11 protein-coding genes are annotated in these 12112 nt (G+C 66.0%); 8 read left to right on the forward strand and 3 right to left on the reverse strand.

All coding sequences use genetic code 11. From position 1 onward, the window contains the following. Nucleotide 1: 1 nt before the first annotated feature. Complete coding sequence (locus tag ABIC50_RS11765; RefSeq protein WP_354163957.1) at nucleotides 2-1135, reverse strand: porin; 1134 nt, start codon at nucleotides 1133-1135, stop codon at nucleotides 2-4. 52 nt (nucleotides 1136-1187) lie between these two features. Next, nucleotides 1188-2375: an MFS transporter gene (locus ABIC50_RS11770; protein WP_354163959.1), complete on the reverse strand. Its 1188-nt coding sequence runs from the start codon at nucleotides 2373-2375 to the stop codon at nucleotides 1188-1190. Between the two features lie 357 nt (nucleotides 2376-2732). Here ABIC50_RS11770 and frmR point away from each other — a divergent pair, with 357 nt between their 5' ends. Both frmR and ABIC50_RS11780 read left to right on the forward strand, forming a co-directional pair. Beyond that, nucleotides 2733-3008, forward strand: a complete 276-nt coding sequence (gene frmR, locus ABIC50_RS11775) for a formaldehyde-responsive transcriptional repressor FrmR (RefSeq protein WP_006753040.1) — start codon at nucleotides 2733-2735, stop codon at nucleotides 3006-3008. A gap of 56 nt (nucleotides 3009-3064) precedes the next feature. Continuing rightward, nucleotides 3065-4174 (forward strand): S-(hydroxymethyl)glutathione dehydrogenase/class III alcohol dehydrogenase, encoded by a 1110-nt coding sequence (locus ABIC50_RS11780; RefSeq protein WP_006753041.1) that lies wholly within the window; start codon nucleotides 3065-3067, stop codon nucleotides 4172-4174. 210 nt (nucleotides 4175-4384) lie between these two features. Here the strand turns inward: ABIC50_RS11780 and ABIC50_RS11785 are convergent, their stop codons facing one another. After that, entirely contained in the window at nucleotides 4385-5410 is a 1026-nt protein-coding gene (locus tag ABIC50_RS11785; protein ID WP_354163961.1) for an AraC family transcriptional regulator, read from the reverse strand. A 352-nt stretch (nucleotides 5411-5762) separates the two neighbouring features. On the opposite strand from ABIC50_RS11785, the gene ABIC50_RS11790 reads away from it, so the two are divergent. The 6 genes from ABIC50_RS11790 to ABIC50_RS11815 all read left to right on the forward strand — a co-directional run bounded on the left by ABIC50_RS11790 (nucleotide 5763) and on the right by ABIC50_RS11815 (nucleotide 12092). Beyond that, the gene (locus tag ABIC50_RS11790; protein WP_354163963.1) at nucleotides 5763-6992 is read left to right on the forward strand and encodes a dienelactone hydrolase family protein; all 1230 of its coding nucleotides are present in this window, start codon (nucleotides 5763-5765) and stop codon (nucleotides 6990-6992) included. Nucleotides 6993-7071: 79 nt separating this feature from the next. Continuing rightward, entirely contained in the window at nucleotides 7072-7860 is a 789-nt protein-coding gene (locus ABIC50_RS11795) for an SDR family oxidoreductase (protein ID WP_175734531.1), read from the forward strand. A 62-nt stretch (nucleotides 7861-7922) separates the two neighbouring features. Beyond that, nucleotides 7923-9161 carry a styrene monooxygenase/indole monooxygenase family protein gene (locus ABIC50_RS11800; RefSeq protein WP_354163965.1) on the forward strand — a complete coding sequence of 413 codons (1239 nt, stop codon included), beginning with the start codon at nucleotides 7923-7925 and terminating at the stop codon, nucleotides 9159-9161. Between the two features lie 5 nt (nucleotides 9162-9166). After that, on the forward strand, nucleotides 9167-9694 hold the full coding sequence (locus ABIC50_RS11805; RefSeq protein WP_354163967.1) for a flavin reductase family protein: 528 nt from the start codon (nucleotides 9167-9169) through the stop codon (nucleotides 9692-9694). Between the two features lie 33 nt (nucleotides 9695-9727). Then, nucleotides 9728-10687: a SphA family protein gene (locus ABIC50_RS11810; protein WP_354163969.1), complete on the forward strand. Its 960-nt coding sequence runs from the start codon at nucleotides 9728-9730 to the stop codon at nucleotides 10685-10687. Nucleotides 10688-10829: 142 nt separating this feature from the next. Further along, entirely contained in the window at nucleotides 10830-12092 is a 1263-nt protein-coding gene (locus ABIC50_RS11815) for a serine hydrolase domain-containing protein (protein WP_354163970.1), read from the forward strand. Nucleotides 12093-12112: the final 20 nt, after the last annotated feature.

The raw sequence follows: 12112 nt of genomic DNA on the forward strand, positions 1-12112 counted from the left end.
GTCAGAAGACTGTCCGAATACCGACGCGGCCAAGCACCTGCGAGCGGGTCGACGAGATACCCGCCGACCCGGTGATGTACGCGTTGCCGAAGACGGTGCCCGCCGCATCGCCGCCCACATGCTGATAGACCGCCTGCGTATACAGGAACGTCCGCTTGGATAGCAGGTAGTCGAGCATCAGGCCGGCCTGATGCCAGCGCGGCGTTGCCTCGCCCGACGCCCCGTCGAACCGGCCGAGCGTATACGCATACATCGCGGCGAATACCACGGTCGGCGTGACCTGATACCTGACGTTTGCCTCGACGTTGTCGAACCGGAGCAAGGTTGCGCCGGCCGGCAGCGTGCCGAAATAGGTGGAAGAAACCGGATCGTTCAACACCGTGTGCGTATAGGTCAGGCCGAGCGTCGCTGGCCCCCAGTCATAATTTGCGCCGGCGCCCCACACGCGCTGGCGCCGCGCGACGAAATTGGCATCGGTCGACGATACGGCGCCGGCGCCCGTCGTGCCCGGCGAGTCGGCCTGCAGATACGCAGCCGCGAGCGACAGCGATGATAGTTTGTACGCTATACCGAGGCTGAAACTGCGATTGTTCGCGAAGCTCGCCGTATTGCCGAACGCGTACACGCCGCCGAACTGCAGCCCACCATAGTTCGCGCTACTGAATTTCACGGCGTTGCTCAAGCGGAACGTCGCGACCGCATTGTCGTTGTCGTACGGATGCGCGAACGGCCATCCGCCATCGCGGCCATTGGCAGTCAGTGGCGCAAGGTAATCCTGAATCGAGTCGTATTGCCGGCCGAACGTCACGCTGCCCCATTGCGTGTTCTGCAAGCCGACGAACGCCTGGCGCCCGAACAGCATACCCGACGGCAGGTCCCGGCCCGAATCGAGCACAAATCCGTTCTCCAGCGTAAAGATGGCCGCGTTTCCTGCACCGAGCGATTCGACGCCCTTGAGCCCCCAACGGTCACCCGCGGTCCAGCCGCTCTGCGTCTGCCACGCCTGCTTGCCGGCGGCGTTGTTCGTGAAGCCAATGCCCTGGTCGATCAGGCCGTACAGGGTCACGCTGTCCTGCGCGGACGCGTTTGTTACCGCACAGAACAACGTGCACAGCATTGCCGTTTTATGCTTCATGGATTCTCCAAACGATCGGGTAATTTTTGTCTGTCGGTCATCGAGGCGCGGATCATCGCGCCGGGACGGCCTTCGTCGTGCGTCGATTGACGCGTACGAGTGCCAGGCAACCGAGCCACGCCAGCAAGCACATCAATGCGGAAACGAGCAGCATCGCCGTATAGCCCTCGCTGATCGAGATGATCCAGCCGGCAATCGCGGGGCCGACCATCAGGCCGACGCCGATGCCCGAACTGGAGAACGCGAGCAAGCGGCTGCTGTCGTCCGCCTGCGCAATGGCTTCCAGCATCGGCGGAAGCGCGAAAGTCCACGCGAACTTGAACAGGATCGCGGACAGCGTGAACAGCGCGAGCGAGCGCACGTCGACCAGTCCGAAACACGACAGGAGCATCGCGCCCATGCCAGCCGAGATCAGGAGCGCCGCTTGCGCACGGCCGCTGAGCACGCCGACGACGACCGAGCCAATCATCCCGGCCACGGTGGAAATCGCCAGCGCGGTGCCGATGCTCGCGTCCGTCAGATGGATGCTGGTGCCGATTTGCCCGACGAACGTCCAGACGCTGGCCAGCCCGAAGTAGAACGCCGTCACGGTGCCGAGCCCGAGCAGCAGCAAGTGGAACGGCACCTTTGCCTGCACCGTCTTCCCCGCGCTCGCGGACGGCGGCGTGGCCGGGAGCCACTTGATGAACGGCAGCATCGACAACGCCAGCAGGACTTCGGCGACGAAGAATGCTTTCAGGCCATAGGCCTGGAACAGCATCGGCAGGACCAGGAGGCCGACGGTGCCCGACGCCAGCTGGCCGAGGATGAACATCGCATATCCGCGGGCCGGCCTCGACACCCGCCCCGAGAACGACAAGCCGAGCAGGCTGATCGAACAGCCGCCGAAGATCGTCGTGACGCCCTGCACGGCCATGAGCCCCTTGACATCGGGCAGGACGAAAATCGACGCGAGATAGCCGGCGACGAAGACGAACAGCGCGAAGTTGAAGAGCTTCACCCAGTTCACCCTCGGCATCACGTAGGTGCCGAGGATGCCGGCGACCGCGAACCCGCAAAACTCCAGTGAAAAGAAATTTCCCAGCTGTTCGGGGGTGAACGCAAACTCGTTGACGAGCTGGTTGCCGAGTGCGGGCGCGCACAGCAATACGCCGTTCGGAAAGATTCCGACCATGAACAGGGCGATCAACGGCAACCAATCCGTCGTGTCGCCCTGCATCACGCTTTCAGTATTCTGCATCTGCATATCGTCTCCTTGAATTAAACCATTTCGATAGGATTTCTAACTTCATGTCACGGACCCGTGAATCGATATCGGCGTGTGGACGGCGTTACTTCCCCCCCGCTTGTCCCAGGGCCCATTCCAAAGCGCGGGTGCCGGGCCGGATCCAACGTGAACGCAGCATATCGACGTCAAAAATTCATCGTTGGTCCAAACCGGCCACGGACCAGAGAGCCAAGCATGGCGGTGCAGCCTTCCGCCGCACCCTGCCCACGCCCCATCCGAAGCCGGTCGGGCCGTGGCGGTCAATGATTCCGTATACCTCCGCGCGGCAATGTTCTATACTGCCCCCCAGTATCCGGAAACCACGATCCCATGCCGCATTCCCCCGAAGAAAAGAAACGCGTGCTGACCCGCGTGCGCCGTGTGCGCGGGCAACTGAACGCGCTCGAGCAGGCGCTCGAGGAGGGAGCGGACTGTGGTCCGATACTCCAGCAACTGGCTGCCATCCGCGGCGCGATCAACGGCGTGATGGCCGGCGTGCTCGAAAGCCATTTGCGCGAGGAATTCACCCAGCTCGCGGACGCCCCGCGGCCCTCGTCAGGATCGATCGACGATATCGTGACCCTCGTTCGGTCCTATCTGCGCTGACCGACAGGGGAGCGTCGACGTCCGAGCCATTCGATGATTTTTTTAACAGGATTGCCATGAAATCACGTGCCGCTGTTGCGTTTGAGGCGGGTAAGCCGCTGCAGATCGTCGAAATCGACGTCGAGCCGCCCCGCAAGGGCGAAGTGCTCGTCAAGATCACCCACACGGGCGTCTGTCACACCGACGCCTTCACGCTGTCGGGCGACGATCCGGAAGGCCTCTTTCCCGCCGTGCTGGGCCACGAAGGCGCCGGCATCGTGGTGGAAGTCGGTGAAGGCGTGACGAGCGTCAAGCCCGGCGACCACGTGATTCCGCTCTACACCGCCGAATGCGGCGAGTGCCTGTTCTGCAAGAGCGGCAAGACCAATCTGTGCGTGTCGGTGCGCGCCACGCAGGGCAAGGGCGTGATGCCCGACGGCACCACGCGTTTCAGCTACAACGGCCAGCCGATCTATCACTACATGGGCTGCTCGACGTTCAGCGAATACACCGTCGTCGCCGAAGTCTCGCTCGCGAAGATCAACCCGCAGGCGAACCCCGAGCAGGTCTGCCTGCTGGGCTGCGGCGTCACGACCGGCCTCGGCGCGGTGAAGAACACCGCGAAAGTGCAGCCGGGCGATACGGTGGCCGTGTTCGGCCTCGGCGGCATCGGTCTCGCGGTGATCCAGGGGGCCAAGCTCGCGAAGGCCGGCCGCATCATCGCGATCGACACCAACCCGGGCAAGTTCGACCTCGCCCGCGTGTTCGGCGCCACCGACTGCGTGAACCCGAAGGACTACCAGGAGCCGATCCAGCAGGTGATCGTCGGGATGACCGGCTGGGGCGTCGACCACAGCTTCGAGTGCATCGGCAACGTCAACGTGATGCGCGCGGCGCTCGAATGCGCGCACCGCGGCTGGGGCCAGTCGGTCGTCATCGGCGTCGCGGGCGCCGGCCAGGAAATCTCGACGCGCCCGTTCCAGCTCGTCACCGGTCGCCGCTGGCTGGGCACGGCATTCGGCGGCGTGAAGGGTCGCTCCGAACTGCCGGGCATGGTCGAGGAAGCGATGGCCGGCACGATCCAGCTCGCGCCGTTCGTCACGCACACGAAGCCGCTCACCGGCATCAACGAAGCGTTCGACCTGATGCACGAAGGCAAGTCCATCCGGACCGTCGTGCATTTCTGAACCACGCGCGAGGAGGCCCGCTGCAGCAAGCGGGCTCCTCGCGCGATGCCGCCGGCAAGCCGCGAGGCTTGCCGGCGCGACACATTCTCCGCACCCTCCGCTGTCAGACCGGCAACGATCGCCAGCCGGTCACACACCTACTCCCACGGGCCCGCGACGAGCATGCGCCCCGTATGGCCGAACGCGATGTTCCCGCCGCCGCTGCGACCGTCAGCCGCGCACGCGCCGCATCCGGAGCGTTGCCGACGGCGATTCCCCGAACGCACGCTTGTAGTCGATCGCGAATCGCCCGAGATGCGCGAAGCCCCATTTCAGCGCGACGTCCGTCACCGAAGCGAGCCCCGGTGTCGCATCGTCGAGCAGTTCGTCGCGCACATGTTGCAGCCGCAACTGACGCACGAATGCCATCGGCGTAATGCCGTGGCGATTGCGGAATCCCGCGAACAGCGTGCTCGGGCTCACGCCCGCGAGTTCGGCGAGCCGTTCGATCGTCAGCGGCTCGTCGACATGCGTGCGGATGTATTCCTCGACGCGCCTCACATAGAACGGCGCGAGCGGCGCCGGCGCGACGCGCGCGCCATTGCGTGCGCTGTTCGGCTGGCCATACAGCAGCAGGTTGAGCAGCGTCGATTCGAGTTGCTCGAACGCGAGCGGATGGCGCAGCGGATGCCCGTCGGTCGCGATCGCATCGGCGAGCATCGGCAGCATCTGCGCGAGGCACGCGCCCTGCGGCGACGACAGCGTGAATTCCGGTTCGAACTCCACCGGCACGCGCCGGTCGTCGCCGAAATGCCGCCGCGCATGCCGCTCCATCACCTCGCGCTCGATGCGCAGGATCACTTGCGGGCACGCGTCGCCCCACCGCATCCTGAGCGGCAGCGTCGGCGACAGCAGTGACGCGGTGTCGGGCGACGACACGAAACGCGTCGTGCCGCATTCGATCTCGGCGTCACCGCGCAGCGGAATCTGCAACAGATAGAAGTGCTCGAGCGGCCCGGGTTCGATCGACACCTCGCCACCGTAATCGAGCAGATTCAGCGACAGGTTGCCCCAGCGCGCATGGTGCATGCAGCTGTGCAGCGCGCGCGAGTCGCCCGTCAACGTGAGCCGATGCGGCTTGAACACGTCCGCCACGCGCGCACGCACCTCGTCGAGATCGTTCGACTGCAGCAGCAGCGTGTCGTGATTGAAACAGGCGGCGTCGCCCAGCCAGCCCGTTCCGGCAGATTGCCCCATCGAAGTTCTCCCGTCGTGCCCGATCGCACTTGCGCTGTGCATGCAATCCCGATTTCGGGGAATCGCGCTGCACGAGCCGGATAGCGTCGGCGTATCCGGACAGTCCGCGTCGTTACACTACGCAAGCGCTGCGCCCATGACGCAAGAAGCGGGCCGTTCGCGCATCGTAGAAAACTGTGCGGGACTTCCGCATCCGCACATACCCGCAGTGCCTCGCGTGCCGGCCCGGCGCGGCAGGCCGATCCACAGGTTTCCGGAATTCGCGGATACCGGCCGAAGAAAGCGGATAGAAGCGCGCGTTTCGTCCGCCAATACTGGGTCCATGAAAATCACGAACGAATTGGAGGGACACATGAAAGGACGACACATCGAGATCCCGTCGCCGGACGGCGGGGCGTTTCGCGCGTACCTGAGCACGCCGGCCGGCGGCACGGGGCCGGGCATCGTGCTGTGTCACGAGATCTTCGGCGCGAACGCGACCATGCGCGACGTGGCCGATTATTACGCCGAGGAAGGCTACACGGTGCTCGTGCCCGACCTGTTCTGGCGCCAGGCGCCCGGCATCGAGTTCGGTTACACCGCGGCCGACGCCGAGCGCGCAATGGCGCTGTACCGCGAGTACGACGAAAACAAGGGCGTCGAGGACGTCGCCGCCGCGCTGGCCGTGCTGACGCAACGGCCGGAATGCACGGGGCGGGCCGGCGTGCTCGGCTACTGCCTGGGCGGCAAGCTCGCGTATCTCGCCGCGTGCCGGCTGCCGGACGTCGCGGCCGCCGTCTGCTATTACGGCGTGGGGATCGAGCACGCGCTCGACGAAGCCGCTCACCTGCGCGGCCGGCTCGTGCTGCAGATCCCCGCGCAGGACCGCTTCTGCCCGCCCGACGCGCAGCAACGCATCGCCGCCGCGCTGGCGGGGCGCGATGGCGTTGAAGTATACGTATACCCGGGCGTCGATCATGCGTTCGCGCGCGTCGGCGGCGATCATTTCGACAAGGCGGCCGCGATCATGGCGCACCAGCGCGCGATCGCCGCGTTCCGCGCGGCGCTCGGCCCGCACTACGACCTGTCCACGCTGTGGGAAGAACATCTGCGGCACGAGTTCGACACGCGCAACGTCGACGCGACGATGGCAACGATGGTCGCGCAGCCTTACGTGAACCATATCCCGACGCTGACGGGCGGTGTCGGCCACGACGAGCTCAAGCGCTTCTACACGCATCACTTCGTGCATGCGAACCCGCCGGACACGACGATCACGCCGATCTCACGCACGATCGGCGCGAGCCAGATCGTCGACGAGCTGCTGTTCTGCTTCACGCACACGACCGAGATCGACTGGATGCTGCCCGGCGTCGCGCCGACCGGCAAGCGCGTCGAGATTCCGCTCGTCGCGATCGTCAAGTTCCGCGGCGACAAGCTGTATCACGAACACATCTATTGGGACCAGGCGAGCGTGCTCGTGCAGATCGGGCTGCTCGACGCGGCCGCGCTGCCCGTCGCGGGTGTCGAAACGGCGCGCAAGCTGCTCGACGAAACCGTGCCGTCGAACGGACTGATGCGGCGCTGGCACGACAGCGCGTGAACGCCGGCGAATAGGCAAGAGGCGCAGGCGGCGCGCCGAACGCGTACCGCCTTGATTCAATCATTCCAGGAGACACCCCATGACTGCCCTTGCTGGCAAAGTCGCGCTCGTCACCGGCGGCGCCACGCTGATCGGTGCCGCCGTCGCGCAGGACCTGAGCCGCGCCGGCGCATGCGTCGCGATCCTCGATCTCGATGCGGAAAACGGCGCGCGCGTGGCCGATACGCTCGGCGAACGCGGGATGTTCATCGCGACCGACATCACCGACGACCGCGCGATCGAACACGCGGTGTCGGCCGTCGCCGAACGCTTCGGCGCGATCGATTTGCTGATCAACCTCGCGTGCAGCTACGTCGACAACGGCATCCAGGCGTCGCGCCGCGACTGGCTCGCGGCGATGGACGTCAACGTCGTGTCGGCCGCGATGCTGGTCAAGGCCGTTCATCCGCATCTGGTGCGGCGCGGCGGCGGCGCGATCGTGAACTTCAGTTCGATCTCCGCGCAATGCGCGCAGACCGGCCGCTGGCTCTACCCGACCTCGAAGGCCGCGATCCGCCAGCTCACGCGCAGCATGGCGATGGATCTCGCCGCCGACCGGATTCGCGTCAACTCGGTGTCGCCTGGCTGGACCTGGTCGCGCGTGATGGACGAGCTGACGCACGGCGACCGTGCGAAGACCGATCGCGTGGCCGCGCCGTTTCATCTGCTCGGCCGTGTCGGCGATCCGGCGGAAGTCGCGCAGGTCGTCACGTTCCTGTGCAGCGACGCCGCGAGCTTCGTGACGGGCGCCGACTACGCGGTGGACGGCGGCTATTCCGCGATGGGCCCCGAGCAGGCGGTGCCGGCGATTCCGCGCCTCGCGGAGTAACCGCGAGCGCTTCCACCGCCCGCATTCCGACTCAAGTCATTCGTTCTACAAAGGATTTCGTCATGAAACGCATCGCTATCGTCGGCGCCGGCCAGTCCGGCCTGCAACTCGCCTTCACGCTGCTCGACCAGGGCTATCACGTCACGCTCGCGACCAACCGCGACGCGCAACAGATCCGCTCCGGCAAGGTCATGTCGAGCCAGTGCATGTTCCATACCGCGCTGCAGATCGAGCGCGATCTCGGCCTGAACACCTGGGAAGAAGCGTGCCCGTCCGTCGACGGCATCGGCATCGCGGTGCCGCATCCGGACGGCAACGGCCGCAAGGCGATCGACTGGTCGTCGCGGCTGACCCGCTACGCGCAATCGGTCGACCAGCGCGTGAAGATGGCCGACTGGCTCGACGCGATCGCGCGCCGCGGCGCGGACGTGCGCATCTGCGACGTCGGCGTGCCGGAACTCGAGGATCTCGCGCGCAGCCACGATCTCGTGCTGCTCGCGGCCGGCAAGGGTGAAATCGTCAACCTGCTGGGCCGTGACGACGCGCGCAGCGCGTTCGAGCGCCCGCAACGCGCGCTGGCCCTCACCTACGTGAAGGGGATGACGCCGAGCCAGCCGTATTCGCGGGTGCGCTTCAACCTGCTGCCGGGCATCGGCGAATACTTCGTGTTTCCGGCGCTGACCACGACGGGCCCGTGCGAAATCATGGTGTTCGAAGGCATCCCCGGCGGCCCGCTCGACTGCTGGGCCGACGTGAAGACACCCGAGCAGCATCTCGACCGCAGCCTGTCGTTCCTGCAGCAGTACGTGCCGTGGGAATTCGAACGCTGCCGCGACGTCGAGCTCACCGACGCGAACGGCACGCTGTCGGGGCGCTTCACGCCGACCGTGCGCAAGCCGTTCTTCCGCCTGCCGTCGGGCCGCACCGTGTTCGGCATGGCCGACGCGGTGGTCGTCAACGATCCGATCACCGGCCAGGGCTCGAACAATGCGGCGAAATGCGCGAAGGTGTACGGCGACGCGATCCTCGCGCGTGAAGCCGCGCCGTTCGACGAAGGCTGGATGCACGAAACGTTCGAACGCTACTGGGCATATGCGCAGCACGTCGTGCGCTGGACCAACTCGCTGCTCACCCCGCCGCCGCCGCACATTCTCGAACTGCTCGGTGCGGCCGGACAGTTGCCGACGCTGGCTGCGACGATCGTCAACGGCTTCGACGATCCGCGCCAGTTCGCGCCGTGGTGGTTCGAGCCGTCGGCCTGCGCGGCGCTGATCCGCGAACACGCCGAGCGTTCGGAGTAAGCGACATGGACACCACCACTTCCGGCAACCCGGCCCTCGACCCGCTGCAACTGCGCGCCGCTTTCGGACAGTTTCCAACCGGCGTCACCGTGATCACCACGCGCGCGCCGGACGGGCGCAAGGTCGGCCTCACCGCGAATTCATTCTCGTCGCTGTCGCTCGACCCGCCGCTCGTGCTGTGGAGCCTGCGCAAGGTGGCGCCGAGCCGCCCCGATTTCGTCGCGGCCACGCACTTCGCGATCAACATCCTCGCGCATGACCAGATCGAACTGTCGCGCCGTTTCGCGACGCCGAGCGCCGACAAGTTCGACGGCGTGCCGCACGTGGACGCCGACGCGGGCGGCGTGCCCTGCCTCGACGGCACGAGCGCGCGTTTCGTGTGCCGCAACGTCGGCCATTACGAAGGCGGCGACCACCTGCTGTTCATCGGCCAGATCGAGGCATTCGATACGAACGGCCATGCGCCGCTCGTGTTCCATGCGGGCCAGTATCGCGCGATCTCGGCGCATCCCGATTTTTCTCGCGCCGCTTGATCAGTAATACAAACAAATATCCAGGAGATGGTGATGATGAAATGCGGCTCTCGCCTGCTTGCGATCGCAGGCTTTGTGTTCGCCGGCCTGAGCGGACCCGCGCCGGCCCATGCGACCGACCTGCCGGCGGTCAACCTCGGGATGACCAGCTTTCTCGACGGGATGCCACCGGCCGGCTCCGGCTGGTACGGCACGCAGTATCTCGAGTACTACACGGCCGGCCGCATCAACGACAATGCCGGCAACAAGGTCGGGCTGCCGAAGCAGGACATCGATCTGTTCGCGGGATTGAGCCAGCTCGTCTACCAGTCGCCGCTGACGTTCGGCGGCATGCATCCGGGGCTCGACGTGATCCTGCCGTGGGTGGCGTCCGTGCATACCAACGACGGGATCGGCAACGTCGCGCTGAATTCCCGTGCCGGGTTCGGCGACCTGCTGGTCGGCCCGTTCATCCAGTTCGACCCTGTGATGGGCGCGCACGGCCCGCGCTTCGCGCAGCGCGTGGAATTCCAGTTCATCGCGCCGACCGGTGCCTACGATCCGGCGCGGGCGATCAATCCGGGCAGCCATTTCTGGTCGTTCGATCCGTACTGGGCCGCGACGTTCTGGGTCACGCCGAAGTGGACCGTGTCATGGCGGCTGCACTATTTGTGGAATGCGACCAATCACGAGCCGGCCGCCGCGCTCGGGCCTGACGTCACGTCGACGCAGGCCGGTCAGGCCGTGCATGCGAACTTCGCGACGGAGTACGAAGTGCGGCCCGGGCTGCGGCTGGGGCTCAACGGCTACTGGCTGCGCCAGACCACCGACATGAAGGCGAACGGCCAGGATGTTGCCGGCACGCGGGAAGCCGTGCTGGCGATCGGGCCGGGCGCGATGGTCAGCTTCTCGCCGCAGGATCACCTCATGTTCAACGCGTATTTCGAGGTCTATGCGCGCAACCGGCCGCAGGGCACGCGGATGGTGTTGCGGTATGTGCATCACTTTCAGTAGCGCGCAGCCCTGGCCGCCAGCGTCGGCCGGGGTCGGTATCGTATGACGAACAACATGCACCGTCGGCCCGTGAATGCGTGTCCTATAGTTCTGGGGATGGCAAGGAGACACCAAGACATCACGAACAGGAAGGGAACACGCGATGGCGACTTCTGCTCCTCCCCGGCTTTTCCCGCGCGCCGCCAAGCGGCTGATGTGTCGCGTGGCGGCGATTGCACCGGCGCTGGCCGTCGGCATCGCGGTTTCCTCCTGCGGCGGCGACAGCTCGGTGAGCTCGGGCGAACCCGCCTTCGCGACCGAGGCGCGTCCGCAGATCGACGCATTGCTCGCGGATACGATGACGCCCGGCGCCGTCGTCTATGTGCAATCGCCACACGGCAACTGGCTCGCGTCGTTCGGCACGGCCGTGCGCGGCACGAACACGCCGATCCCGACCAACGCGCACTTCCGCGTCGGCAGCGTGACGAAGACGTGGACGGGCACGGTGATCCTGCAACTCGTGCAGGAAGGCAGGCTGCACCTGACCGATCACGTCAGCCAGTACGTCGCCAACGTGCCGAACGGCGACTCGATCACGATCGAGCAGTTGCTGACCATGCGCAGCGGCCTCTACAACTACTCGACGAATCTCGCGTTCAACCAGACGCTGGATGCGCAGCCTGACAAGGTGTGGACCACCGATGAGCTGTTGGGCATCGCGGAGAGCCAGCCCGTCTATTTCGCGCCGGGCGCGGATTTCCGCTACTCGAACACGAATACCGTGCTGCTCGGCCTGATCATCCAGCAGCTCACCGGCATGAGCGCCGCCGATGCGATCCGGACGCGGCTCTTCGCGCCGCTCGGCCTGACCGAAACCGCCCTGCCGCCGCAGGACAACACGGCGCTGCGGGCGCCGTCGCCGCAGGGCTATCAATGGGGCACCAATACCGAGACGATCGACAGCGACGCGCTGTCCCCGGCACGCCAGGCGGCCGCGAAAAACGGCACACTGCAGCCCGCCAACGTGACGACCGTCAATACGTCATGGGCATGGACGGCCGGCTCCGGCATCTCGACCGCGACCGAACTCGGTGCGTACGTGCAGCGCATGGTCGGCGGCGGCTACCTGAACGCCGACCTGCAGGCGCAACGGCTCGCGAGCTGCATGCCGATCGATCCGTCGAATCCCGCATCGGCCAGTTACTGCATGGGGCTCGCGAAGTTCGGTACGTTCTACGGACACACCGGTGAAATACCGGGCTTCAATACATTCGCCGGCTACGACCCGGAGACGAAGACGACGATCGTCACGTGGGCGAACACGGGGGCCGGCCCCGACGGACGCGCACCGGCCAACGAGATCGCGCGAATCATCATGGCCGAGCTCAGCAAGGCGTCGGACGTGCCGAGCGAGGGGCGGCCGTGACACACCGGCGCCGGCAATCG

This window comes from Burkholderia sp. 567, assembly GCF_040545115.1.
In the GTDB taxonomy this organism is placed as follows: domain Bacteria; phylum Pseudomonadota; class Gammaproteobacteria; order Burkholderiales; family Burkholderiaceae; genus Burkholderia; species Burkholderia ambifaria.